The organism is Variovorax sp. V118, from assembly GCF_041154445.1.
Classification (GTDB): domain Bacteria; phylum Pseudomonadota; class Gammaproteobacteria; order Burkholderiales; family Burkholderiaceae_C; genus Variovorax; species Variovorax boronicumulans.
In genome coordinates this window covers 7031917-7056250 of record NZ_AP028663.1, presented here as the reverse complement: position 1 = coordinate 7056250, position 24334 = coordinate 7031917, and the positions used below count along the sequence as shown (strand labels likewise).

Annotated in this window: 19 protein-coding genes; 13 read left to right on the top strand and 6 right to left on the bottom strand. The window is 70.1% G+C overall.

The window, feature by feature from the left end:
* Nucleotides 1–4: 4 nt before the first annotated feature.
* From ACAM52_RS32965 to ACAM52_RS32950, 4 genes are read left to right on the top strand one after another with little or no spacing between them, the layout of a single operon-like run.
* Nucleotides 5–4162: a YhdP family protein gene (locus ACAM52_RS32965; protein ID WP_369645636.1), complete on the top strand. Its 4158-nt coding sequence runs from the start codon at nucleotides 5–7 to the stop codon at nucleotides 4160–4162.
* A complete protein-coding gene (locus tag ACAM52_RS32960; RefSeq protein ID WP_369645635.1) occupies nucleotides 4159–4977 on the top strand; it encodes a carbon-nitrogen hydrolase family protein in 819 nt (272 codons plus the stop codon). Before ACAM52_RS32965 ends, ACAM52_RS32960 begins: the two co-directional genes overlap by 4 nt.
* Nucleotides 4978–4979: 2 nt before the next feature.
* Nucleotides 4980–7055, top strand: a complete 2076-nt coding sequence (locus ACAM52_RS32955; RefSeq protein WP_369645634.1) for a sensor histidine kinase — start codon at nucleotides 4980–4982, stop codon at nucleotides 7053–7055.
* Nucleotides 7056–7104: 49 nt separating this feature from the next.
* Nucleotides 7105–7731, top strand: coding sequence for a response regulator transcription factor (locus ACAM52_RS32950; protein WP_062480799.1), 627 nt, complete (start codon nucleotides 7105–7107; stop codon nucleotides 7729–7731).
* A 20-nt stretch (nucleotides 7732–7751) separates the two neighbouring features.
* Here the strand turns inward: ACAM52_RS32950 and ACAM52_RS32945 are convergent, their stop codons facing one another.
* The 5 genes from ACAM52_RS32945 to ACAM52_RS32925 form a co-directional block, all read right to left on the bottom strand.
* Complete coding sequence (locus ACAM52_RS32945; protein ID WP_062480797.1) at nucleotides 7752–8231, bottom strand: 2,4'-dihydroxyacetophenone dioxygenase family protein; 480 nt, start codon at nucleotides 8229–8231, stop codon at nucleotides 7752–7754.
* A gap of 137 nt (nucleotides 8232–8368) precedes the next feature.
* The gene (locus ACAM52_RS32940; protein ID WP_369645633.1) at nucleotides 8369–9307 is read right to left on the bottom strand and encodes a helix-turn-helix domain-containing protein; all 939 of its coding nucleotides are present in this window, start codon (nucleotides 9305–9307) and stop codon (nucleotides 8369–8371) included.
* Nucleotides 9308–9443: 136 nt separating this feature from the next.
* Nucleotides 9444–10001, bottom strand: coding sequence for an OmpA family protein (locus tag ACAM52_RS32935; protein ID WP_062480792.1), 558 nt, complete (start codon nucleotides 9999–10001; stop codon nucleotides 9444–9446).
* A gap of 85 nt (nucleotides 10002–10086) precedes the next feature.
* The gene (locus tag ACAM52_RS32930) at nucleotides 10087–10746 is read right to left on the bottom strand and encodes an OmpA family protein (protein ID WP_062480790.1); all 660 of its coding nucleotides are present in this window, start codon (nucleotides 10744–10746) and stop codon (nucleotides 10087–10089) included.
* A gap of 197 nt (nucleotides 10747–10943) precedes the next feature.
* Nucleotides 10944–11093 carry a hypothetical protein gene (locus tag ACAM52_RS32925; RefSeq protein WP_369645632.1) on the bottom strand — a complete coding sequence of 50 codons (150 nt, stop codon included), beginning with the start codon at nucleotides 11091–11093 and terminating at the stop codon, nucleotides 10944–10946.
* On the opposite strand from ACAM52_RS32925, the gene ACAM52_RS32920 reads away from it, so the two are divergent.
* Together ACAM52_RS32920 and ACAM52_RS32915 are read left to right on the top strand one after the other, a co-directional pair.
* Nucleotides 11092–12240, top strand: a complete 1149-nt coding sequence (locus tag ACAM52_RS32920) for a murein transglycosylase A (protein ID WP_369645631.1) — start codon at nucleotides 11092–11094, stop codon at nucleotides 12238–12240. The genes ACAM52_RS32925 and ACAM52_RS32920 overlap by 2 nt on opposite strands.
* Before the next feature lie 161 nt (nucleotides 12241–12401).
* Nucleotides 12402–14681, top strand: coding sequence for a PhoX family phosphatase (locus tag ACAM52_RS32915; RefSeq protein ID WP_369645630.1), 2280 nt, complete (start codon nucleotides 12402–12404; stop codon nucleotides 14679–14681).
* Nucleotides 14682–14808: 127 nt separating this feature from the next.
* Here ACAM52_RS32915 and ACAM52_RS32910 read toward each other — a convergent pair whose 3' ends face one another.
* A complete protein-coding gene (locus tag ACAM52_RS32910; protein ID WP_062480783.1) occupies nucleotides 14809–15282 on the bottom strand; it encodes an Lrp/AsnC family transcriptional regulator in 474 nt (157 codons plus the stop codon).
* A gap of 105 nt (nucleotides 15283–15387) precedes the next feature.
* On the opposite strand from ACAM52_RS32910, the gene mdeB reads away from it, so the two are divergent.
* The 7 genes from mdeB to ACAM52_RS32875 all read left to right on the top strand — a co-directional run bounded on the left by mdeB (nucleotide 15388) and on the right by ACAM52_RS32875 (nucleotide 24325).
* A complete protein-coding gene (gene mdeB, locus ACAM52_RS32905) occupies nucleotides 15388–18051 on the top strand; it encodes an alpha-ketoglutarate dehydrogenase (protein ID WP_369645629.1) in 2664 nt (887 codons plus the stop codon).
* A 74-nt stretch (nucleotides 18052–18125) separates the two neighbouring features.
* Nucleotides 18126–18902, top strand: coding sequence for a FadR/GntR family transcriptional regulator (locus ACAM52_RS32900; protein WP_070063260.1), 777 nt, complete (start codon nucleotides 18126–18128; stop codon nucleotides 18900–18902).
* Between the two features lie 157 nt (nucleotides 18903–19059).
* On the top strand, nucleotides 19060–20385 hold the full coding sequence (locus tag ACAM52_RS32895; RefSeq protein ID WP_369645628.1) for an MFS transporter: 1326 nt from the start codon (nucleotides 19060–19062) through the stop codon (nucleotides 20383–20385).
* Nucleotides 20386–20401: 16 nt separating this feature from the next.
* Nucleotides 20402–21331 (top strand): L-threonate dehydrogenase, encoded by a 930-nt coding sequence (gene ltnD, locus ACAM52_RS32890; RefSeq protein WP_369645627.1) that lies wholly within the window; start codon nucleotides 20402–20404, stop codon nucleotides 21329–21331.
* Between the two features lie 43 nt (nucleotides 21332–21374).
* Complete coding sequence (gene denD, locus ACAM52_RS32885; protein ID WP_070063257.1) at nucleotides 21375–22388, top strand: D-erythronate dehydrogenase; 1014 nt, start codon at nucleotides 21375–21377, stop codon at nucleotides 22386–22388.
* Between the two features lie 3 nt (nucleotides 22389–22391).
* On the top strand, nucleotides 22392–23663 hold the full coding sequence (otnK, locus tag ACAM52_RS32880) for a 3-oxo-tetronate kinase (protein WP_369645626.1): 1272 nt from the start codon (nucleotides 22392–22394) through the stop codon (nucleotides 23661–23663).
* Nucleotides 23660–24325 carry an aldolase gene (locus ACAM52_RS32875; protein WP_369645625.1) on the top strand — a complete coding sequence of 222 codons (666 nt, stop codon included), beginning with the start codon at nucleotides 23660–23662 and terminating at the stop codon, nucleotides 24323–24325. The genes otnK and ACAM52_RS32875 overlap by 4 nt, the downstream gene beginning before the upstream one ends.
* Nucleotides 24326–24334: the final 9 nt, after the last annotated feature.

The following is a 24334-nucleotide window of genomic DNA, read 5'->3' as shown; positions in this document are numbered from 1 at the left end:
CTCAATGAACGACACGGCGTCTTCCCCTTCACGTCTGCTCCAAATCACCGCTGTGACAGCGCGCTGGCTATTGGGTCTGCTCTTCGCTGCGTGGCTTCTGCTGGCACTGTCAGTCGTGGTCCTGCACGCGTGGATTGTGCCGCGAATCGGCGATTTTCGCGGTGCACTCGAGGCGCAGGCTAGCAAGGCCATCGGTGTCCCGGTGCGCATCGGCGCCATCACCGCCCGTTCCGAAGGGCTATTTCCGGCCTTCGAATTGCGCGACGTGGTGCTGCAGGACGCAGACCAGCGCGAGGCCCTTCGCCTCGTGCGGGTGGTGGCGAGCGTGTCGCCGCGGTCGCTGTGGCGCCTGAATTTCGAGCAGCTCTATATCGAGGGCCCGCAGCTCGACGTGCGCCGCGACACTCAGGGAAAACTCCATGTGGCTGGATTGCACATGGAGACCGACACGACCGGAGAAACCCGCGCCGCCGACTGGTTTTTCGCGCAGCGCGAGTTCGTCATCGAAGGCGGCACCGTGCGCTGGACCGACGAGCAGCGCCGCGCCGAACCGCTGCTGTTGACCGACGTGCGCTTCGTGTCCCGCAACGGCGCGCGCCGCCACGGCCTGCGGCTGGATGCCACGCCGCCGGCCGGCTGGGGCGAGCGCTTCACGCTGCGCGGCCAGTTCCGCCAGCCGCTGCTGTCGATCCGCAGCGGCCACTGGCAGACCTGGGACGGCCAGCTCTATGCCGACCTGCCCTACATCGACGTCACGCGCCTGGGCCAGTACGTTTCGCTCGACGCGCGCATCCGCGAAGGCAACGGCGCGCTGCGCCTGTGGGCCGACGTGGACGACGGGCGCATCGTCGGCGGCGCGGCCGACCTGGGCCTGAACCGCATCGACGCCTCGCTCGGCAAGGGGCTGCAGCCGCTGGTGCTGCGCGCCGTCACCGGCCGGCTGGCGGGACAGATGAACGCGGACACCTTCGAGTTCTCGACCACCGCCTTGCAGTTCGACACCGTCGACGGCCTGCGCTGGCCCGGCGGCAACCTGTGGCTGCAGCACACGCCCGCCAAGGGCCGCACGCCCGAGCACGGCGCGTTGAAGGCCGACCGGCTCGACCTCGCGGCGCTGGCGCTCATCGCCGACCGCCTGCCGCTGGGCGAGGCCACCCACCGCGTGCTGGGTGCCTATGCGCCGCGCGGCCTGGTCGAGCGCATCGACATGAACTGGCAGGGCGCGCCCGACGCGATCGCGCGCTACCAGGCCAAGGGCCGGGTCAGCGGCCTGCGCGTGGCCTCGCAGCCGGCGCCGGCGGCGCCGAGCACCCCGGCACCGGCCGGCGCCCCCGCCGCGCCGCCGCGCGTGCATCCCGGCACCCCAGGCCTCAGCGGCGCCACGCTCGACTTCGACGCGAGCCACACCGGCGGCACCGCCACGCTGGCCATGGCCAAGGGCACGCTCGAATTCCCCGGTGTGTTCGAAGACCCGGTCATTCCCATCGACCGGCTCTCGACCCAGCTGCAGTGGAAGCTCGACAACGGCGCCATGCAGGTGCAGGTGTCGAAGCTGCGCTTCGCCAACGCCGACGCCGAGGGCGAGGCCGAGGCCCACTGGCGCACCAGCGACCCGGCCACCTCGAGCAGCCGCGCGCAGCACCCCGGCGTGCTCGACCTGCAGGGCAAGCTCACGCGCGCCGACGGCACCCGCGTGTTCCGCTACCTGCCGCTCGACATTCCGCAGCACACGCGCGACTACGTGCGCGAGTCGGTCGTCAAGGGCACGGCCAGCACGGTCGATTTCCGCGTGCGCGGCGACCTGCACGACATGCCCTTCATGGACCCGAAGCAGGGCGAGTTCCGCATCGCGGCCAAGGTGTCGGACGTGCACTACGCCTACGTGCCGCCCTCGCTCGCGGCCGCCACCGCCGCGCCCGCGACCCCGGCGTCGCGCACCGGCCCGCCCGCCGCGCCGCCGCCCGTGTGGCCGGCGCTCACCGGCGTGTCGGGCGAGCTGGTCTTCGAGCGCGCAGGCATGCTGGTGCGCAATGCGCGCGGGCGCATCGCGGGCGCGCCCGGCGTCGAGGTCACGAAGGCCGAGGCGCAGATCGCCGACATGTCGCACCACGCCGCGCTGCTGCGCGTCGAGGCGCAGGCCAAGGGCCCGCTGGGCGAGGTGCTGCGCGCCGGCGCGCCGCTGGCCGGCGAGGCCGGACCCTTCCTGCAGCGCGCGCGCGCCACGGGCTCGGCCGACTACAAGCTGCGCCTCGATCTCCCGCTGGAAAACGTCGACAACACCAAGGTGCAGGCCACCGTGACGCTGGCCGACAACGAGCTGCAGGTGGTGCCCGAGGCGCCGCCGTTCACGCAGGCGCGCGGCACGCTCAGCTTCACCGACACCGGCTTCTCACTGGCCGGCGTGCAGGCCCGCCTGCTGGGCGGCGAGGTGCGCGTCGAAGGCAAGGGCCGCTTCAGCGGGCCGCAGCGCGAACTGGCGCTGAAGGCACAGGGCACGGCCAGTGCCGAAGGCCTGCGCGGCGCGCGCGAGGTCGACTGGCTCGCGCGCCTGGCCAAGCACGCCACCGGCAGCACGCCCTACGCCGCCACCTTCTCGATGCGCGACGACACGCCCGAGTTCTCGCTCACCAGCAGCCTGCAGGGGCTGGCGCTGCAGCTACCCACGCCGCTGGTCAAGACGGCCGAAGAGCTGATGCCGCTGCGCATCGAGAAGAAGGTGCTGGCGCGCGACGCCCGCCGCGCCACGCAGGACCAGCTGACGCTCGAGCTCGGCCGCGTCGGCTCGGTGCAGTACGTGCGCGAGCTGTCGGCCAACGGCCAGGCGCACGTGCTGCGCGGCGGCATCGGCATCGGGCTGGCGCCCGGCGAGACGGCGCTGCCGCCCGACCGCGGCGTGTTCGCCAACGTCAACGTGGCCAAGCTCGACATGGGCGCCTGGCAGACGCTGGTGGGCACCGCCGCGGTGGTCGGCGGCGGCGAGCGCGCCGACGATCCCGACCTGGCCTACCTGCCCACGCGCATCGCGGTGCGCGCGCAGCAGCTGGGCATCGCGGGGCGCACCCTGCACAACGTGGTGCTCGGCGGCACGCGCGAAGGCGCGCTGTGGCGCGCCAACGTCGACGCCTCCGAGCTCAGCGGCTACGCCGAGTACAGCCACAGCCAGGCCGGCCGGCTCTATGCGCGGCTCGCGCGCCTGAAGATCGCGCCGGCCGAGGCCACGCAGGTCGAGACCCTGCTCGACGAGCAACCCGGCACCCTGCCGGCGCTGGACATCGTGGTCGACGACTTCGAGCTGCTCGGCAAGCGCCTGGGCCGCGCCGAGATCGACGCCGTCAACCGCGGCGGGCGCGAATGGCTGCTCAACAAGCTCGCCTTCAGCGTGCCCGAGGCCACCTTCACCGCCAAGGGCACCTGGGCCGCGCCGGCGGGCGGCGGCGCAAGCGCCGGCCAGCGCCGCACCACGGCCATGAACTTCAAGCTCGACATCGCCGACGCCGGCGACCTGCTCACGCGCTTCGGCATGCCCGGCGTGCTGCGCCGCGGCAAGGGGCGGCTCGAGGGCGAGGTGAACTGGCGCGGCTCGCCGTTCTCGCTCGACTACCCGAGCCTGGGCGGCCAGTTGCAGGTCGACGTGGAGCAGGGTCAGTTTCTCAAGGCCGACCCGGGCCTGGCCAAGCTGCTGGGCGTGCTGAGCCTGCAGGCGCTGCCGCGCCGGCTCACGCTCGATTTCCGCGACGTGTTCAGCCAGGGCTTCGCCTTCGACTTCATCCGCGGCGACGCCAAGATCAACAAGGGCATCGCCAGCACCAACAACCTGCAGATGAAGGGCGTGAACGCCGCCGCGCTCATGGACGGCTCGGCCGACATCGTGCGCGAGACGCAGAACCTGCGCGTGGTGGTGGTGCCCGAGATCAACGCCGGCACGGCCGCGCTGGTGGCCACGGCCATCAACCCGGCCATCGGCCTGGGCACCTTCCTCGCGCAGTGGGTGCTGAGCAAGCCGCTCGCCGCGGCCGCCACGCAGGAGTTCCACGTCGAAGGCACCTGGGCCGACCCCAAGATCGCCAAGGTGCCGCGCTCGCTGCAGCTGCTGCCCGGCCTGCCGGGCGGATCGACATCGACGGGCGCCAGCGAAGGCAAGAAAACGGAGACCACGCAATGAAAGTCGCAGCCATCCAGATGGTGTCCGCCATCGCCCGCGAAGCCAACCTCGTGCGCGCCCATGCGCTGCTCGGGCAGGCGGCGCGCGACGGCGCCGAGCTCGCGGTGCTGCCCGAGTATTTCTGCATGATGGGCGCGCGCGACACCGACAAGCTCGGCCTGCGCGAAACCGCCGGCGCCGGCACGGTGCAGGGCTTCCTGGCCGACGCGGCGCGCGAGTTCGGCCTGTGGATCGTGGGCGGCACGCTGCCCATCGAGAGCGACGACGCCGACCACGTCTTCAACAGCTCGCTGGCCTTCTCGCCCGAAGGCAAGTGCGTGGCGCGCTACGACAAGATCCACCTGTTCTTCTTCGACAACGGCACCGAGCGCTACGACGAGCGCCGCGTGATCGCACCGGGTGCCGAGCCCGTGGTGTTCGAGCTGCCCTCGCGCGACGGCCACGCCTGGCGCATCGGCATGAGCGTCTGCTACGACCTGCGCTTTCCCGAGCTGTACCGCGCGCTGGCGGGGCAGGGCGCCGACCTGCTGGTGGTGCCCAGCGCCTTCACGCGCACCACCGGCGCCGCCCACTGGGAGGTGCTGCTGCGCGCGCGCGCCATCGAGAACCTGGCCTGGGTGGTCGCGCCCGCGCAGGGCGGCACGCACGAGAACGGCCGCCAGACCTGGGGCCAGTCGCTGGTCATCGACCCCTGGGGCACGGTGGTGGCGCAGCAGGCCGCCGAAGAGGGCGTGGTGCTGTTCGACCTCGACGCCCGGCAGGTCGAGCGCACGCGCGCCCAGCTGCCCGCGCTGTCGCACCGCGTGCTTGCCTGACGATGGCCGACGAGGCGCTCGACGTTCCTGCACCGCCGCCGCCGCAACAGCAGCCGCAGCGCCGGGGATGGGGCGTCGCCTTCGCGCGCCTGCGCTCGCTGTGGAAGCGCTGGTTTCTGTGGCTGCTGCTGGCGGTGCTGGTGTCGGCGCTGCTGGTCACCGTCGTGTGGCTGGCCGGCCGGCACGAGGTCGAGCAGGTGCAGGCGGCCTTGGAGCGCGACACCGCCGACGCCGTCGTCGACCTGCGCAGCGGCCTGCAGCGCAACGCCCAGAGCCTGCGCGCCACGCTCGCGCCGGGCATGGAGCGCACGCACTGGGCCGACCGCGCGGCGGCGCAATTGCGCGAGCACCGCGAATGGCTGCGGCTCGAATGGCGCGACGCGCAGCTGCAACCCATCGAGGCCGTGAACACGCCCTACCGCACGCGCATCCTCGAGGAGAGCAACCGCGGCCCCGCGCAGGCCGACGTGGCGCAGGCCTGCGCCACCGCGCGCAAGGCCGGCGCGCCCGCCTACTCGCCCAGCCACTACGTGCCCGTGGCCGGCGGCGGCGGCGTCGAGGTGATGGAGCTGTGCCTGCCGATGGACGCCGGCGACTACCTGGTGGCCAGCTACTCGCTGCGCGACACGCTGGTCGAGCTGGTCGGCCCCACGCTCACGCGCGGCCAGGAGGTCGCCTTCACCGAGGCCGACGGCACGCGGCTGGTGGCGCTGGGCACCTCGCGGCGCATCGGCACGCGCGTGTTCACCTCGCAGCAGCGCATTGACCTGCCGGGCGCCTCGCTCATGCTGCGCGTGGACGGCTGGCGCGCCGCGCCCGACCTGTTCCCGAACATGCTTACGGCGCTGGTCACGGCGATCTCGATCGCGCTCGTGTCGGTGCTCGTGCTGCTGGCGCGCGACACCCGCCGCCGCCTGCGCGCCGAACGCGACCTGGCCGACGCGCTGGCCTTTCGCAAGGCGATGGAAGACTCGGTCATCACCGGCCTGCGCGCGCGCGACCTGCAGGGGCGCATCACCTACGTCAACCCGGCCTTCTGCGAGATGGTCGGCTTCACGCCCGAAGAGCTCATGGCCGACAGCGTCGAGGCGCCCTACTGGCCGACCGAGCTGGCGCACGAGTACCACCTGCGCCAGACGCGCCGCTTCGCGGGCGGCCTGCCGCCGCGCGAGGGCTTCGAGTCGGTCTTCATGCGCAAGGATGGCACGCGCTTTCCGGTGCTCATCTTCGAGGCGCCGCTGATCAACGCGCACAAGGTACAGACCGGCTGGATGAGCGCCTTCATCGACGTGAGCGAGCAGCGCCGCGTCGAAGAGATTTCGCGCGCCAGCCAGGAGCGCCTGCAGGCCAGCGCGCGGCTGGCCACCGTGGGCGAGATGGCCTCGCTGCTGAGCCACGAGCTCACCCAGCCGTTGGCCGCCATCGCCAGCTATGCCACCGGCTCGCTCAACCTGATCGGGCCCGAGGCGCGCGGCGAGCAGGCCGAGGTGGCCATGGCCGTGAAGCGCATCGCCGAGCAGGCCGACCGCGCGGGCCAGGTGATCCGCAGCGTGCACGACTTCGTGCGCCGGCGCGACCGCATGCGCGAGGCCGTGGCGCCGCAGGCGCTGATCGACGCCGTGCTGCCGCTGGTGCGGCTGCAGGCGCGCAAGCTCGACGTGACGATCGAGATCGTGTGCGAAGAGCGCCTGCCCGCCGTGGTGTGCGACCGCACGCTGGTCGAGCAGGTGCTGCTGAACCTGGCGCGCAATGCCATGCAGGCCATGGACGGCGCCGACCACGCGCCCGGCAGCCGCGTGCTGCGCCTGCGCGTGGCGCGCGCCCTGCCGGTGGGCGCCACCGTGCCGGCCGACGGCCGGCGCTGGCTCGAGTTCTCCGTGGCCGACCTGGGCTGCGGCATCAGCGAGGAAGTGGCGGCGCGCCTGTTCACGCCCTTCTTCACCACGCGCCCCGACGGCATGGGCCTGGGCCTGAGCCTGTGCCGCACCGTGGTGGAGCAGCATGGCGGCGCGCTGATGTTCGAGCCCAACCGCCCCCGGGGCACCGTCTTCAGGTTTACGCTCCCGGCTGCGGGATAGCCGCCTTTTTCTTCTTCTTCGTTTTCTCTGTTCCGCTGGACCTCATGGCATGCAACCGCTGATCGATGGCTTGATCTTTATCGTGGACGACGACGCCAGCGTGCGCGAGGCGCTGGCCTGGCTGCTGCGTTCGCGCCGCCTGGCCAGCGAGCACTTCGGCAGCGCCGAGGCCTTCGAGCAGTACCTGGACGAGGCGCCGCTGCCCGACCAGCCGCGCTGCCTGCTGCTGGACGTGCGCATGCCCGGCATGAGCGGGCTGGTGCTGTTCGACCGGCTGGCCGAACGCGGCCTGCTGGCCGAGATGCCGGTGATCTTCCTGACCGGCCATGCCGACGTGCCCACCGCCGTCGAGGCGGTCAAGCGCGGGGCTTTCGACTTCTGCGAGAAGCCGTTCTCGGACAACGCGCTGGTCGACCGCATCGAGCAGGCGCTGGGCATGTCGCAGCGCGCGCTCGAGGTGCAGCGCGTGCGCCGCGGCCTGGCCGACCGCATCGCCGAGCTGACCGACCGCGAGCGCGACGTGATGCGCCTCGTGGTCGAGGGCCTGCCGAACAAGCTCATCGCCGACCAGCTCGCGATCAGCGTGCGCACGGTGGAGGTCCACCGGGCGCGCGTGTTCGAGAAGATGGAAGTGAAGTCGGCGGTGGAGCTGGCCAACCGCCTGCGCGACCTCTAGCCCGCACCGCGGGCCGGGCCTCAGCTGTGCACGTGCTGCGCCGCGCCGTCGCGCGTGGCCATCTCCAGCATGCTGCGGCCGTCGACGATGCCGACGACGTTGCCGTCCTCGCCCAACCCGGCAATGGCGCCCTCGAACACGCAGAACAGCACGCAGCCGCCGTCGGAGCGCGGCTGGTGGATGTCGCCGGCGGGCTCGTGCATGTAGTCGCCCGGGCGGCCGATGTCGTTGCGCTCGTAGTAGATGTCGCCTTCGAGCACGATCACCTCGATGGCACCCAGGTGGTGGTGCACCGGCGCCTCGGTGCCGGGATCGACCTTCAGCAGGCAGGTGAAACCGCCGCTGCGCCGGTTGATGCTCAGCAGCTTGTAGGCCACGCCGGGCATGACCCACGGCTTCCACGGATAGCGCTCGAGCTTCTGGAAATGCGGGTACGGCAGCGTGATGCGCGCGTGGGCGGCGCTGGCGGGCGGCGTGGCTTTCAGGGCGGTCAGGGTCATGGTGTCTCCGTGGGTGATGCGGCCGGGATCGGCCTGCGAAGCCAGTCTAGGAGCGGCTTCTCACGCCATGGCCTGTTGGCCCGAACGAAGCACGGGATGTCGAAAGTGGCGCGCTTTTGCGCAAGTTGCCGCGCGGTTCAGCGCATGCGGCGGTAGGCGCTTGGCGCCACGCCGAGGAACGCACGGAAGCGCGTCGAGAAGTACGCGGCGCTGCCAAAGCCCATGCGCGTGGCGACGGCTTCCACGGGCAGGTCGCTGGTGCGCAGCAGTTCGGCGGCGCCTTCCAGGCGGCGGCGCAGCAGGTACTGGTAAGGCGCCATGCCGCTGGCCGCCTTGAAGCTGCGGATGAAGTGGTCCTGCGACAGGTGCACCAACGCTGCCAGGTCGGCCAGGCCCAGCGGCGTGGCCAGGTGCGCGTCGATGTGCTCGGTCACCCGGCGCAGTTGCCGCGGCGTCAGGACCGGCTGCCGGCGCGCGCCCTCCGCGCGCGGCGGCGCACCGCGCCCTGGTGCGCAGTGGCGCCGTACGAGGTGATGGGCCAGCAGGTGCTGGCTCTGCGAGAGCAGCAGCGAATCGGGGCTCGCGGGCACGCTGCCGTACAGCTCCACCTCGCTCACCAGCATCTGGAAGAAGCCCTGCAGCCACGGGTCGCGGATCGCGAAGAAGGGATCGATCTCCGCCGCCGGCCCGAGGCCTTCCTCGGCCGCGACGCGCGCGATCAGCGCCTGCCCGATGTACAGGTGCACCACGCCGCAGCGCCCGCCGATTTCCCATTCGGTGCCGTCGCAGGGAATGAAGCTCACGCTGCCCAGCCGCGAACGCGAGGCGACGAGCTTGCCGCGCTCGTACTTGCGCACCGCCGTGCTGCCGTTCTCGTGCAGCACCAGCACGTGATGCGCCGCGCCGTGGAAGGGCAGCCAGCACGCGTCCTGCTGCCAGCGGGCGGCGAACAGCTGGTCGCCGCCGGTCACGAGGTACTGGGGTTGCGCACCGGTGCCCGCGGCGATGATGTCCGGGGCGAAACGGGATGCAACGTGGGATGCGACGCTCGATGGGGCCGGCGCGATGGCGTTCATCGGAGTTTCCTCTCGTGTCCGCCCGGCGCGCGGTGCGCGCGCCGCGTGCAGGCCGCGCGATGTTAGGGCCGGCGGCGCCGTGCCCTCATGCGGGATTTCCTGACGGTGCTGCGCGAGGTGCGCGCAGCACCTGGGCTCAGATCTTCTCGGCGACGAAGATTTCGACGCGGCGGTTTTGAGCGCGGCCAGCCGCCGTACCGTTGTCCGCCAGCGGCTCGCGCGAGCCGCGGCCGTCGGTGGTGATCACGGTGGTCGACACGCCACGGCCCACCAGGTGGTTGCGCACGCTGTCGGCGCGGCTCACCGAGAGGCGTTCGTTGCCTTCCTCGCTGCCCGTGCTGTCGGTGTGGCCAACCACGCGCAGGCTGGCGGTGGTGGCGCTCTTCAGGCCTTCGGCGACCTTGTCCAGCACCTGCGCCAGGTTGCGCTTGACGTTGGCGCGGCCGGTGTCGAACGAGAGTTCATTCGGAATCACGACGTGAAGCTGGTTGTCGGCGGTCTGCGAGATCACCACGCCGGTGCCCTTGGTGGAGCTTTCGAGCTCGGCCTTCAGCGCGTCCAGGCGGGCGGTCCAGCTGTTGGCCGGTGCGGCCTGCTGTGCGGCCGGTGCTTCGGCCGGCGGGGTCGACGATGCGCACCCCGCGATGAACAACACAGCGGCCAGGGCCGCGCTAGACACAACAAACTTCCTCATGAATTTTCCCTCTGCTTGGACCAATGAAAACTGAAGCGGGAACCGGCCGTTCGATAGGGCGGCCGGTTTCCCGGTGGGGCTGCGATCAGCCGCGCTGTGCGCGCTCGCCCACGTAGATCTCGACGCGGCGGTTCTGTGCCCGGCCGGCGTCGCTGTTGTTGTCGGCCACCGGCTCGTGCGAGCCGCGGCCTTCGATGCGGAACGCCGCGGCGCTCACGCCGCGTGCCACCAGGTAGTCGCGCGTGCTGGCGGCGCGGTCCACCGACAGCGGGTTGTTGATGGCGTCCGAGCCGGTGCTGTCGGTGTGGCCGATGATGCGCACCTCGGCGTTCGGGTTGTTGCGCAGGCCGTTGGCGAACTGGTCGAGCACGGGCGCGAAGTTCGACTTGATGTTGGAGCGGCCCACGTCGAACGACACGTCGCTCGGAATGGCGAGCTTGAGCTCGTTGTTGGCCGTCTGCGTCACGGCCACGCCGGTGCCCTGGGTGGCGGCTTCCATCTGGCGCTTCTGGTTTTCCATGCGCTGCGACCACAGGTAGCCGCCGAGTGCGCCGGCTGCCGCGCCGACCACCGCGCCCGTGCCGATGGCACCGCGGTTGCCGCCGGTGGCCGAGCCGATGGCGGCGCCGCCGAGCGCGCCGATGCCGGCACCGATGCCGGTGTTGCGCTGGGTGTCGGTCATTCCGCCGGCACAGCCGGACAGGACGAGGGCAGCTGCGGTGGTTGCAAGAACGAACTTTTTCATGGCGATCCCTTTCAAGGTTGAATCAAGCGGGCCACAGCTTAGCCCCCGGCGGGTACGCGATGGTACGTGCTCAAAGCCCTACGGAAAATAAGAAAACTTTCGCCATCGCCCGTGAATGCTGCGATGATTGCTACTAAAGTTGTAGCAATAGGGTGCTTGTCCGACAGTGGGCCGCGCCGTGTGGCTACACGAGCAATTCACACTTTGGGCGGCGGATCGGTGTCCTCACGCTCGGCGTCGGGGTCGTCATGCAATTCACCCTTGTTACGCCCGGAAAACATGGTCCACCAGATGATCAAGATCAGGACGAGTCCCGCGGCGAGGGCTTCAAGCAGAATCAAACCCATGAGAAATGGACTCCAGTGGCTGGTCGGGCTTGCGATCGTAGCAACGCTCGCCGGCTGTTCCCTCGGCCCCCGCGCCCCCGACATCCCCACCCGACCCACCGTCACCCCGCCGCGCGACCTCGGTCCGCTGACCGGATCGCTCGCGCATCCGAAAAGCCGCTGGGTTCCCGTGGGCTGGTCCGAACTGCCGGGCTTCAGCGAAGACCCGCTGCATGAGGCGTGGATCGCGCTGCTGGCCAACTGCGCACGCCCCAACGCCGCCTTCGCGCCGCTGTGCCGCGAGGTGCGCCAGCTGGCCATCGCCACGCCCGAAGAGCAGCGCCGCTGGATGACCGACCGGCTGCAGCCCTACCGCGTCGAATCGCTCGCGGGCCAGAGCGAAGGCAAGCTCACCAGCTACTACGAGCCCGTGTACGAAGCCTCGCGCGTGCCCTCGGCCGGCTTCAGCGTGCCGCTGTACCAGGCGCCCGACGGCCTCGTGCCCAAGCGCCCCTGGTTCACGCGCCAGGAGATCGAGACGCTGCCCGAGGCCCAAGCCGCGCTGCGCGGTCGCGAGATCGCCTGGATGGCCGACCCCATCGACGCGCTCATGTTGCACATCCAGGGCTCGGGCCGGCTGCGCATCACCGAGGCCAACGGCTACCAGCACACCGTGCGCGTGGCCTACGCGGCCACCAACGAGCAGCCGTACCGCAGCGTGCAGCAGTGGCTCATGAGCCAGGGCGTCGCCAAGGTCGGCAAGTGGCCCGACGACACCAAGGCCTGGGTGGCGCAGAACCCGCAGCGCGTGTCGCAGCTGCTGTGGAGCAATCCGCGCTACGTGTTCTTCCGCGAAGAGACCATGAGCGAACTCGACGCCGCCTTCGGTCCGCGCGGCGCGCAGGGCGTGCCGCTGACGGCGGGGCGCTCCATCGCGGTCGATCGTGAGAGCATTCCCTACGGCACGCCGGTGTGGCTCGCATCGAACGGCCCGACTGCGCAATTGCAGAAGCTGGTGGTGGCGCAGGACACCGGCAGCGCCATCCTGGGCGCCGTGCGCGCCGACTATTTCGCCGGCACCGGCGCCGAGGCCGGACGGCTGGCGGCGAGCGTGAACCAGCCGCTGCGGTTGTGGGCGCTGTGGCCGAGGCAGTTGCCGGCGCCCTGAGGGGTGCCGCGCCCGCGCTGCAATGTGTGGCGCGGGCGTGAAGGTTTTTTGACGAAATCTCGCCGTACCCCAACCAACGGCCGAGCGTTTCACAGGCATGTCATGCGAAGTGCCTAACTTCGCGGGCTGGTTTCAATCCCAACCCACGAAAGATATTGCGCATGACCGCAAACACCCGCACGGACGCCCACGGCGTCGATCTCGACGATGTCGGCACCAACCCGACCGCGAACCCGTCCTTCACCGACCTGATCGCGTCGCGCCTGAGCCGTCGCCATCTGTTCGGCCTGGGCGTGGGCACCGCTGGTACCGCGCTGCTGCAGGCCTGCGGCGGTGGCAGCGGTGGCGGCACCGCGTTCCCGATCCTTCCGCCCGCACCGGCTCCCGCGCCGGCGCCTGCGCCCGTCCCGGCGCCCCCGCCGATGAAGCTGGGCTTCAACGCCGTTGCCAAGAGCCTGGCAGACGTCGTGACCGTGCCCGCCGGCTACACGGCCAGCGTGCTCTACCGTCTGGGCGACCCGATCGCCGCCGGCGTGGCCGCGTACAAGAACGACGGCTCCGACGATCCGGCCACCTACGACCGCCGCGCCGGCGACCACCACGACGGCATGACTTTCTTCGGCATGAACGCCACCAACAAGTGGGACGCGGCCAACGCCTCGCGCGGCCTGCTGGTGATGAACCATGAAGCCATCACGCCGCTGTTCCTGCATCCCAACGGGCAGACGGCGCTCAACCCGGTTTACAGCAGCGCAACGGGCACGTCGCTGGTCGACGGGCAGCGCAACGTTCCTGACGAAGTGCTGCGCGAGTTCTACCTGCACGGCGTGAGCGTGATCGAGGTCAACAAGAGCGGCAACACCTGGAGCTACAAGCAGGACTCGAGCTTCAACCGTCGCGTCCACACGCTGACCGAAATGCAGTTCTCGGGCCCGGCCGCCAAGACCGACTACCTGAAGACCAAGTACTCGACGGACGGCAGCAAGACCCGTGGCACGCTCAACAACTGCGCCAACGGCACCACGCCCTGGGGCACGTACCTGACCTGCGAAGAGAACTGGGCGGGCTACTTCCGTCGCATCGCGGGCATGACCAACGACGACAAGAACCGCACTGCCAAGGAACTGAAGTCGTTCAGCCGCTACGGCGTCGCCGGTACCGGCCGCGAACTCTGGGCCACCGTCGCCGGCGGCGACGACATCCACGCCCGCTGGAACACCGAAGTCGTCGGCGCCACCGCCACCGACGACTACCGCAATGGCCACAACACCTACGGCTGGGTGGTCGAGATCGATCCGTTCAACCCGACGAGCACGCCGAAGAAGCGCACCGCCCTCGGCCGTTTCGGCCACGAAGGCGCCTGTCTCGGTCCGGTCGTGGCCGGCAAGCCGCTGGTCTGGTACATGGGCGACGACTCGCGCAACGAGTACATCTACAAGTTCGTCTCCACGAAGAACTGGGATGCGGCCGACATCGGCGGTGGCATGGCCGCGGGTGACAAGTACATGGACGACGGCCGCCTCTACGTGGCGAAGTTCAACGCCGACGGCACGGGCGTGTGGCTCGAGTTGAAGCTCGGCGTGAACGGCATTACCTCCAGCAATTTGACCTACGCCTTCGCCGACGCCGCCGACGTCGTGACCAACGCCCGCCTGGCCGCCGACGCCGCGGGCGCGACCAAGATGGACCGCCCCGAATGGGCCGCGGTCAACCCGAAGACCGGCGATGTCTACGTGACGTTGACCAACACCAGCGCCAGCGCGCGCCCCATCGGCAGCACCGACGCCGCCAATCCGCGCTTCTACGACGACAAGACCACCGCCAACAAGTCGCAAAAGGGCAACCCGAACGGCCACATCGTGCGCTTCGCGGACGACAACGCCGATCCGACGTCGCTGAGCTTCAAGTGGGACGTGTACCTCTTTGGCGCGCGCTCGACGGCCTCGGCCGACGTCAACCTCTCGCAGCTCACGGCCGACAACGACCTGTCCAGCCCCGATGGCATGTGGTTCAGCCAGGCCGCGCCCGGCCTGCTGTGGCTCGAGACCGACGACGGCGCCTACACCGACGTCACCAACTGCATGCTGCTGGCCGCACTGCCGGGCAAGGTGGGGGACGGCGGCGCGAAGGCGATCACCAACGTCGATGCCGCGACCAACACCACCCGCACGCAGAACACCTTCGTGGGCAAGGCCCCCGGCACGGAAGGCCTGCGCCGCTTCCTGGTCGGCCCGGCAGATTGCGAGATCACCGGCATCGCTGAATCGGGCGATGGCCGTGCGCTGTTCGTCAACATCCAGCATCCGGGTGAAGGTACGGGCAGGGCCGACATCACCGATCCGACGAAGTTCCTGAGCCACTGGCCGCAGGGCGGCAACGCCCGCCCGCGCTCGGCCACCGTGGTCATCACGAAGGACGACGGCGGCCTGATCGGCCTGTAAGCGTCCAAGCGTCCTCAGCCCGCTTCGGGAAACACCGTGGAACCGGCTTTGCCGGGCCACCGGTGTTGCCCCCGGCGAGGGGGTTGGCGCAGCGACACGAAGTGCGCGAAGCCTGGGGGAGGACCCATTACAACGGCGCTGCTGGCAACGGCAGCGCCGTTTTGTATCTGACCTGCTTGAGCGCAAAGCTCGAGCGGATCTTCTCGATCCCCGGAATCGGCGTGAGCTGCTCCATGATGAAGCGCTCCAGCGCCGCCATGTCGGCCACGGCGATGCGGATCAGGTAGTCGCTGTCGCCGGTCATCAGGTAGCACTCCATCACCTCGTCGTGCTCGGCGATGCGCTGCTCGAAGTCGGCCAGCGACTGCTTGCTCTGTGTGGTCAGGCTGATCGAGATGAACACGTTGAGCCCCAGGCCCAGCGCCTTGGCGTTCGCCAGCGCCACGTAGCGGTCGATCACGCCGCTGGTCTCCAGCACCTTCACGCGCGCCAGGCAGGGCGAGGGCGACAGGTGCACGCGGCGCGCCAGTTCGACGTTCGACAGGGCGCCGTCGCGTTGCAGCTCGTCGAGAATGCGCAGGTCGATGGCATCGAGTTCCATGAAATTCCGTGAAGCGCTTGAGCCGCGGCATTTTATGCTTGCGAATAGCCATGAAGTCGCAGGTGCCGGTAGCTAATTTTCCGCAAGGCGGCTTAAAGTGCTGGCATGAACGCCCCGATCTCCGCCGACCAGATGCGCGCCCTGTTGCTCGACACGCCGCCGTCGCACGACCCCGACCCCGAAGAGACCGCCGAATGGCGCGACGCCTTCCTGGCGCTGGCGCAGACGCAAGGTCCGCAGCGCGCGCGCCAGATGCTGGCCGAGCTGGCGCGCCTGGCGCGGCAGCAGCGCATCGGCTGGCAGCCCGAACTGGCCACGCCGTACGTCAACACCATCGCCGCGGCCGACCAGCCGCCGTTCCCGGGTGACCTCGCGGTAGAAGAAAAGCTCGCCTCGCTCATGCGCTGGAACGCGCTCGCCATGGTGGCCAAGGCCAACCAGGCGTACGGCGAACTCGGCGGCCACATCGCCAGCTACGCGAGCGCGGCCGACCTGTTCGAGACCGGGTTCAACCACTTCTTCCATGCGCGCAGCCCGGCGCACCGCGGCGACCTCGTGTTCTTCCAGCCGCACAGCGCGCCCGGCGTGTATGCGCGGGCCTACCTCGAAGGCCGCCTGAGCGAAGAAGACCTGAACCACTACCGCCAGGAACTCACCGCCCCGGCCTTCACCGACGGCAGCGGCGCGCGCGGCCTGTGCAGCTACCCGCACCCGTACCTGATGCCGGACTTCTGGCAGTTCCCCACCGGCTCGATGGGCATCGGCCCGATCAGCTCGATCTATCACGCGCGCTTCATGCGCTACCTCACGCACCGCAACCTGCTGAACTGCGAAGGCCGCAAGGTCTGGGGCGTGTTCGGCGACGGCGAGATGGACGAGCCCGAATCGATGAGCGCGCTGACGCTCGCCGCGCGCGAAAAGCTCGACAACCTCGTGTGGGTCGTCAACTGCAACCTGCAGCGCCTCGATGGCCCGGTGCGCGGCAACGGCCGCATCATCGACGAGCTCGAAAAGCTCTTCGCCGGCGCGGGCTGGAACGTCGTCAAGCTCGTGTGGGGCAGCGACTGGGACGGCCTGTTCGCGCAGGACGTGAGCGGCGCGCTCGCGCGCGTGTTCGCCGAAACCGTCGACGGCCAGATGCAGACCTTCGCCGCGAAGGACGGCCGCTTCAACCGCGACAACTTCTTCGGCCAGAACCCCGAGCTCGCGCGCCTGGCCGAAGGCATGACCGACGAGCAGATCGACCGCTTGAAGCGCGGCGGCCACGACCTCGTGAAGATCCACGCGGCCTACGCAGCCGCCGCTGCCCACAAGGGCCAGCCCACCGTCATCCTGGCCCACACCAAGAAGGGCTACGGCATGGGCAGCGCCGCGCAGGGCAAGATGACCACGCACTCGCACAAGAAGATGGGCGACGTCGACCTGCTCGAGTTCCGCGACCGCTTCAACCTGCCGCTCACCGACGCGCAGGCCACCGCGATGGACTTCTACCGCCCGGCCGAAGACAGCGCCGAGATGCGCTACCTGCGCCAGCACCGCGAAGCGCTCGGCGGCGCCATGCCGCGCCGCGAGACCGCCTGCGACGTCGTGCCCAAGCCCGACATCGCGGCCTACGCGCAGTTCGCCACGGCCGCCGCGGGCAAGGAGATGAGCACCACCATGGCCTTCGTGCGCATGCTGGGCAACCTCATGAAGGACAAGGCCCTGGGCCCGCGCATCGTGCCCATCGTGGCCGACGAGGCGCGCACCTTCGGCATGGCCAACCTGTTCAAGCAGGTCGGCATCTATTCGAGCGTGGGCCAGCGCTATGCGCCGGAAGACATCGGCTCGGTGCTGAGTTATCGCGAAGCCACCGACGGCCAGATCCTGGAAGAGGGCATCAGCGAAGCCGGCGCCATCGCCAGCTGGACGGCCGCGGCCACCAGCTACAGCGTGCATGGCCTGGCAATGCTGCCGTTCTACATCTACTACTCGATGTTCGGCTTCCAGCGCGTGGGCGACGCCATCTGGGCGGCGGCCGACCAGCGCGCGCGCGGCTTTTTGCTGGGCGCCACGTCGGGGCGCACCACGCTCGGCGGCGAAGGCCTGCAGCACCAGGACGGCAGCAGCCACCTCGTGGCCGCGACGATTCCCAACTGCAAGGCCTACGATCCGGCCTTCGCGGGCGAGATGGCGGTCATCGTCGACGCGGGCATCCGCGAGATGATGGTCGAGCAGCAGGACGTGTTCTATTACGTCACGCTCATGAACGAGAACTACGCGCAGCCCGACCTGCCGGCCGGCGCGGAGGCCGACATCCTGCGCGGCTGCTACCGCTTCGGCACGTATGCGCCGGCATCGGGCAAGGCGAAGCAGAGCGTCACGCTGCTGGGCTCGGGCGCGATCCTCACCGAGGTCATCAAGGCCGCGCAGCAGCTGGCCGACGACGGCATCGCGGCCGAGGTGTTCAGCGTCACGAGCTGGAGCGAGCTGGCACGCGACGGCCAGGCCTGCGAGCAGCGCGCACTGGCCGGCGAGAAGAACGCCGGCACGCCTTTCGTCGCGCAGCAACTGGGCAAGGGCGGCAGCAAGGCCCCGATCGTCGCCGCCACCGACTACGTGCGCGCCCTGCCCGAGAGCGTGCGCGCCTTCCTGCCCGAAGGCCGCCGCTACCTCACGCTGGGCACCGACGGCTTCGGTCGCAGCGACACGCGCGCCGCGCTGCGCGGTTTCTTCGGCGTGGACGCGGCGAGCATCGCGCGGGCCGCGCGGCACGCGCTCGGCGCCTGACGCCAGCGCGGCCATGCGGCGTGACGGTGCGGTGCCTGCGTTAGAGTCGCAGGCCCCACCGCCTTCCCGCGCCCATGACCGCCCGCTTCCAGTCCCTTGCTCCCGCCGTCCGCCTGGCCGACCAGGTGGCGGAAGCGCTCGTGGCCGAGGTGCGCAGTGGGCGCTTGTCGGAAGGCGACCGCTTGCCCACCGAGACCGCGTTGGCCACCCAGTTCGGCGTGAGCCGCACGGTGGTGCGCGAGGCGGTGTCGCGGCTGAAGTCGCTCGGGCTGGTCGATTCGCGACAGGGCAGCGGCGTGTACGTGCGCGCTGCCGGCGTGGAGCCGCTGCGCTTCGAGATGCCGCATGTGGCCTCGCGCGAAGCGGTGGTGCAGATGGTCGAGCTGCGCCGCGCGCTCGAGGCCGAGGTGGCCGCGCTCGCGGCCGAGCGCCGCACGCCCGAGGACATGCTGCGCATCCGCGACGCCATCGATGCGCTGCACGCGGCGGTGTCGATGGGCGGCAACGGGGCCGACGAGGATGTGCGCTTTCACCGCGCCATCGCCGAGGCCGCGCGCAACCCCTTCCTCATCGGCACGCTGCAGTACCTGCGGCAGTTCCTGCATGGCGCCACCCGCGTCACGCGCGCCAACGAGGCGCGCCGCGCCGACTTCGTGCGCGAAGTGGCGCAGGAGCACGCGCGCATCGTCGAGGCCATCGACGCCGGCGACCCGCTGGCCGCGCGCGAGGCCGCCAAGGCCCACATGGACAACGCCATCCGCCGCATCGAGCAGGCCGACCCGGCTTTCTGGCAGCAGGAAGGCGCCCAGCTCGCCCGACCCCTGGTCGAAGGCTGGCCTGCGGGCAAGTAAGCACACGCTCACAATTTTTCGGCAGGGGCAGAATGTGCGGGTTATCCCGTATCCGGGAGCTTGTCTTAAATTTGTATGATGACCTGACAAGTAAGGGGCGACCGCGCCGCAGGGTGACGGGACGGCCCCGTTTTTTCATCCAGCGGACTCCCTCCCAATGACTTCCACCCTCCAGGCCGGCGCGCCCCTCGCGGCTGACGCGCCCGACGCCGCGCTCGAAAAACGCGCCTACGCCAAGGTGTTCTGGCGCCTCGTGCCCTTCCTGATGCTGTGCTACGTGGTCGCGTACCTCGACCGCGTGAACGTCGGCTTCGCCAAGCTGCAGATGGGCGCGGACCTCGGCTTCAGCGAAACCGTGTTCGGCCTCGGTGCCGGCATCTTCTTCCTGGGCTACTTCCTGTTCGAAGTGCCCAGCAACCTGCTGCTCAACCGCGTGGGCGCGCGCGTGTGGATCGCGCGGATCATGATCACCTGGGGCCTGCTGTCGGCCTGCTTCGTGTTCGTGGAAACGCCGACCAGCTTCTACATCCTGCGCTTCCTGCTCGGCGTGGCCGAGGCGGGCTTCTACCCCGGCGTGATCCTGTACCTGACGCACTGGTACCCGTCGCACCGGCGCGCGCGGATCATCGCGGTGTTCATGTCGGCGATTCCCGTGGCGGGCATCTTCGGCAACCCGCTGTCGGGCTGGATCATGGACGCCTTCCATGGCGTGTCGGCCATGCACGGCTGGCAGTGGATGTTCATCATCGAAGCCATTCCCGCCGTGCTGGTGGGCGTGATGGTGCTGTTCTACCTGGACAACGGCATCAAGCACGCACGCTGGCTCTCGCCTGAAGAGAAGAACCTGCTGCAGCGCGAGGTCGACCGCGACCAGGCGCACGGCGCCAAGGGCCCGCACTCGGTGGGCGCGATGTTCCGCGACACGCGCGTGTGGTGGATGGCGCTCATCTACTTCGCCTTCGTCATGGGCCAGTACGCGCTGACCTTCTGGCTGCCCACGCTGGTGAAGGCCACGGGCGTGCAGGGCAACTTCAACATCGGCCTGCTGAGCGCCATTCCGTTCCTGTGCGCGATCGTCGCGATGAACCTGTTCGGCCGCAGCGCCGACGCGCGCCGCGAACGCCGCTGGCACCTGATCATCCCCGCGATGATGGGCGCCGTGGGCTTCACGGTCGCGGCCTCGTACACGCAGAACACGGTCGTGTCGCTGACCTTCCTGTCGCTCGCCGCAGCCGGCGTGCTCACCTGCGCGCCGCTGTTCTGGTCGCTGCCCACCGCCTTCCTCTCGGGCACGGCGGCGGCAGCAGGCATTGCGGTCATCAACTCGGTGGGCAACCTCGCGGGCTTCGTGAGCCCGTACCTCATCGGCTACCTGAAGGACCTCACGGGCAGCACGCAGATCGGCATGTACGTGCTGGCCGGCGCGCTGGTGCTCGGCGCCATCGGCGTGTGGCTCACGCCCAAGCAATTGGTCAACCGCTGATCGAAGGACGCACGACATGACTTCTTCTTCCAGCACCACCCCCGTCGTCGGCCTTGTGGGCCTGGGCGCCATGGGCAGCGGCATGGCGCAATCGCTGCGCCGCGCGGGCCATGCACCGCATGTGTTCGACGTGCGCCCCGGCGTCGCCGAAGCCTTCGCGCGCGAAGGCGGCACGGCCTGCGACACGCTGGCCGCGCTCGGTGCGCAGTGCGACATCGTGGTCAGCGTGGTCGTCAACGCGGCGCAGACCGAGTCGGTGCTGTTCGGCGACGGCACCACGCCCGGCTGCGCGGCATCGATGAAGCCCGGCAGCCTGTTCGTGATGTGCTCCACCGTGGACCCGAACTGGTCGGTGGCGCTCGAAGCGCGCCTCGCGCAGCAGGGCATCCTGTACCTCGACGCGCCGATCTCCGGCGGCGCCGCCAAGGCCGCGAGCGGCCAGATGACGATGATGACCGCCGGCACCCCCGCGGCGTATGAGAAGGCCGGCGCGATGCTCGACGCGATGGCCGCCAAGGTCTACCGCCTGGGCGATTCGGCCGGCGCGGGCAGCAAGGTGAAGGTCATCAACCAGCTGCTGGCCGGCGTGCACATCGCCGCCGCGGCCGAGGCCATGGCGCTGGGCCTGCGCGAAGGCGTGAACCCCGACGCGCTGTACGAGGTCATCACCCACAGCGCCGGCAACAGCTGGATGTTCGAGAACCGCATGGCCCACGTGCTCGCGGGCGACTACACGCCGCTGTCGGCCGTCGACATCTTCGTGAAGGACCTGGGCCTGGTGCTCGACGTGGCGCGCGCCAGCAAGTTTCCGCTGCCGCTGTCGTCCACCGCGCACCAGATGTTCATGCAGGCCTCCACGGCCGGCTTCGCGCGCGAGGACGACAGCGCGGTCATCAAGATCTTCCCGGGCATCGAACTGCCTGCTGCGAAAGAATCGAAAAAATAGCATCGAGCGCCTGCGCTCCACCGACCCAGGAAAGACACACACCATGAACGTTCTCATCACCGGCGGCTGCGGCTTCCTCGGCGCCCGCCTCGCCCGCACCCTGCTCGCCGGCGGCCCGCTCGCACTGGCTGGCGGCCAGCCTCAAGACATCGCACGCATCACACTGGCCGACCGCGTGCCGCCGCCCGCCGACCTCGCCGCCGACGCGCGCATCCAGTTCGTGCAGGGCGACCTGTACGAGCAGGCCGCCAATGGCGCATTGCCGCTGGCCGACACCGACGCCGTGTTCCACCTTGCCGCCGCCGTGAGCGGCGAGTGCGAGGCCGACTTCGACCTCGGCATGCGCAGCAACCTGGACACCACGCGCGCCCTGCTCGACGCCTGCCGCAGCGCGGGCCATGCACCCGTGTTCGTGTTCTCCAGCTCCGTCGCCGTGTTCGGCGATTCGCCCGAGCAGCGCCTGCCCGCGGTGATCGAAGACACCACGCTGCCCACGCCGCAGAACAGCTACGGCATCCAGAAGTTCATCGGCGAGCAACTGGTGGCCGACTACACGCGCAAGGGTTTCGTGCAGGGCCGCAACGTGCGGCTCATGACGGTGTCGGTGCGCCCGGGTCGTCCGAACGGCGCGGCCTCCAGCTTCCTGAGCGGCATGCTGCGCGAGCCGCTGGCCGGCGTGCGCGCACGCTGCCCCGTGGCGCCCGAGACGCCGGTCGCGCTGGCCTCGCCCGGCAACACCGTCGCCGGCATCGTGCGCGCGGCCACCGCCGGCGCCGCCGAATGGGGCGCGCGCACCGCCGTCAACCTGCCCGCGCTGACCACCACCGTGCGCGAGATGGCGCAGGCGCTCGAGCGCATCGCCGGCACCGAGGCCACCGCCCTCATCGACTGGGAGCCCGACGCCGCCATCGCGAAGATCGTCACCAGCTGGCCCAGCCGCATCCACGCCGCGCGCGCCGAGGCGCTGGGCCTGAAGGCCGACGCCAGCTTCGACGCCATCCTGCGCGACTACGTGCGCGAGAACGCGCAGGCGGTCACGCTGGCGCTGAAGGGCTGAGCGATGGCGAAGCTCGTGCTCGGCTGCATCGCCGACGACTTCACCGGCGCCACCGACCTGGCCAACAACCTCGTGCGCGCCGGCATGCGCGTGGTGCAGACCATCGGCGTGCCGGCCGGCCCGCTCGATGCCGACGTGGATGCGGTCGTGGTCGCGCTCAAGTCGCGCACCATCGCGCCGGCCGAGGCCATCGCGCAGTCGCTCGATGCGCTGCGCTGGCTGCAGGCGCAGGGCGCGCAGCAGATCTACTTCAAGTACTGCTCGACCTTCGACAGCACGGCCCAAGGCAACATCGGCCCCGTGACCGAGGCGCTGATGGACGCGCTGCAATGCGACTTCACCATCGCCACGCCCGCCTTCCCCGACAACAAGCGCACCGTGTTCAAGGGCTACCTGTTCGCGGGCGACGTGCTGCTCAACGAGAGCGGCATGCAGAACCATCCGCTCACGCCGATGACCGACCCCAACCTCGTGCGTGTGCTGCAGGCGCAGTGCACGCGCAAGGTGGGGCTCATCGACCACGCGGTGGTCGCACGCGGCGCAGCGGCCATCGAAGAACGCATTGCGCAGCTGAAGGCCGAGGGCGTGTCGATCGCCATCGTCGACGCGGTCTCGAACGACGACCTGCTGCGCATGGGCCCGGCCCTCGCGAAGCTGCCGCTGCTCACGGCGGGCTCGGGCGTGGCCATCGGCCTGCCGGCCAACTTCGGCCTCGTGCCGTCGTCGCAGGCCAGCGCGTTGCCGAAGGCCGGCGGCAAGACGGCGGTGGTCTCGGGCAGCTGCTCGCTGGCCACCAACCGGCAGGTGCTCGACTTCATTCAGCGCGGCGGCGCGGCCATGGCCATCGACCCGCTGCGCATCGCGGCGGGCGTCGATGTGGCCGCCGAGGTGCTGGCCTGGGCCGCACCGCTCATCGACAAGGGTTCTGTGCTCGTCTACTCGACCGCCGAGGCCGGCGCCGTGAAGTCGGTGCAGGGACGGCTCGGCGTGGAAGAAGCCGGCGCGATGGTCGAACGCACCATCGCCGCCATCGCGCGCGGCCTGGTCGAGCGCGGCGTGCACCAGCTGGTGGTGGCCGGCGGCGAGACCTCGGGTGCCTGCGTGCAGGCGCTGGGCATCGCGCAGATGCAGATCGGCCCGCAGATCGACCCCGGCGTGCCGTGGTGCCATGCGCGCTCCGATGCCGCGCCCGAAGCCGGGCTGCACATCACGCTGAAGTCGGGCAACTTCGGCAGCGACGATTTCTTCACCAAAGCTTTTACAGTGCTCGCATGACCGAGAACGAAGCCCGCGACGAAATCTGCCGCGTCGGCCGCAGCCTGTTCGAGCGCGGCTACGTGCACGCCACGGCCGGCAACATCAGCGTGCGGCTGGACGACGGTTTCCTCATCACGCCGACCGACGCCTGCCTGGGCTTTCTCGACCCCGCGCGGCTCGCGCGGCTCGATGCGCAGGGCCAGCAGACCGGCGGCGACCGCGCCAGCAAGACCATCGCGCTGCACACGCGCATCTACGCCGCCGCGCGCGGCTTCGATGCCGCCACGGCCTGCGTGATCCACACGCACAGCACGCACTGCGTGGCCCTGACCCTGGGCAACCCGCAAGCCGAACTGCTGCCCGCGCTCACGCCCTACTTCGTGATGAAGGTCGGCCACGTGCCGGTCATCCCGTACCACCGCCCCGGCGCACCCGAGGCGGCCGAACAGGTGGCGCAAACCATCGCGCGCTACGGCGCGGCCGGCACGCCGATCCGCGCGGCGATGCTCGCGCGCCTGGGCCCCAACGTCTGGCACGAGACGCCGGCCGCGGCCATGGCCGTGCTCGAAGAGCTCGAAGAAACCGCCCGCCTGCAGGTGCTCACGCAGGCCACCCGGCCCGCACCGCTCACCCCCGACCAGATCGATGAACTGCGCCGCACTTTCGGTGCGCGCTGGTAGTACAAACAC

What these genes read in the sequence shown, in the direction of transcription:
- ACAM52_RS32965 (WP_369645636.1), top strand. Translation starts at nt 5, where the DNA reads ATGAACGACACGGCGTCTTCCCCTTCACGTCTGCTCCAAATCACCGCT.
- ACAM52_RS32960 (WP_369645635.1), top strand. Translation starts at nt 4,159, where the DNA reads ATGAAAGTCGCAGCCATCCAGATGGTGTCCGCCATCGCCCGCGAAGCC.
- ACAM52_RS32955 (WP_369645634.1), top strand. Translation starts at nt 4,980, where the DNA reads ATGGCCGACGAGGCGCTCGACGTTCCTGCACCGCCGCCGCCGCAACAG.
- ACAM52_RS32950 (WP_062480799.1), top strand. Translation starts at nt 7,105, where the DNA reads ATGCAACCGCTGATCGATGGCTTGATCTTTATCGTGGACGACGACGCC.
- ACAM52_RS32945 (WP_062480797.1), bottom strand. Translation starts at nt 8,231, where the DNA reads ATGACCCTGACCGCCCTGAAAGCCACGCCGCCCGCCAGCGCCGCCCAC.
- ACAM52_RS32940 (WP_369645633.1), bottom strand. Translation starts at nt 9,307, where the DNA reads ATGAACGCCATCGCGCCGGCCCCATCGAGCGTCGCATCCCACGTTGCA.
- ACAM52_RS32935 (WP_062480792.1), bottom strand. Translation starts at nt 10,001, where the DNA reads ATGAGGAAGTTTGTTGTGTCTAGCGCGGCCCTGGCCGCTGTGTTGTTC.
- ACAM52_RS32930 (WP_062480790.1), bottom strand. Translation starts at nt 10,746, where the DNA reads ATGAAAAAGTTCGTTCTTGCAACCACCGCAGCTGCCCTCGTCCTGTCC.
- ACAM52_RS32920 (WP_369645631.1), top strand. Translation starts at nt 11,092, where the DNA reads ATGAGAAATGGACTCCAGTGGCTGGTCGGGCTTGCGATCGTAGCAACG.
- ACAM52_RS32925 (WP_369645632.1), bottom strand. Translation starts at nt 11,093, where the DNA reads ATGGGTTTGATTCTGCTTGAAGCCCTCGCCGCGGGACTCGTCCTGATC.
- ACAM52_RS32915 (WP_369645630.1), top strand. Translation starts at nt 12,402, where the DNA reads ATGACCGCAAACACCCGCACGGACGCCCACGGCGTCGATCTCGACGAT.
- ACAM52_RS32910 (WP_062480783.1), bottom strand. Translation starts at nt 15,282, where the DNA reads ATGGAACTCGATGCCATCGACCTGCGCATTCTCGACGAGCTGCAACGC.
- mdeB (WP_369645629.1), top strand. Translation starts at nt 15,388, where the DNA reads ATGAACGCCCCGATCTCCGCCGACCAGATGCGCGCCCTGTTGCTCGAC.
- ACAM52_RS32900 (WP_070063260.1), top strand. Translation starts at nt 18,126, where the DNA reads ATGACCGCCCGCTTCCAGTCCCTTGCTCCCGCCGTCCGCCTGGCCGAC.
- ACAM52_RS32895 (WP_369645628.1), top strand. Translation starts at nt 19,060, where the DNA reads ATGACTTCCACCCTCCAGGCCGGCGCGCCCCTCGCGGCTGACGCGCCC.
- ltnD (WP_369645627.1), top strand. Translation starts at nt 20,402, where the DNA reads ATGACTTCTTCTTCCAGCACCACCCCCGTCGTCGGCCTTGTGGGCCTG.
- denD (WP_070063257.1), top strand. Translation starts at nt 21,375, where the DNA reads ATGAACGTTCTCATCACCGGCGGCTGCGGCTTCCTCGGCGCCCGCCTC.
- otnK (WP_369645626.1), top strand. Translation starts at nt 22,392, where the DNA reads ATGGCGAAGCTCGTGCTCGGCTGCATCGCCGACGACTTCACCGGCGCC.
- ACAM52_RS32875 (WP_369645625.1), top strand. Translation starts at nt 23,660, where the DNA reads ATGACCGAGAACGAAGCCCGCGACGAAATCTGCCGCGTCGGCCGCAGC.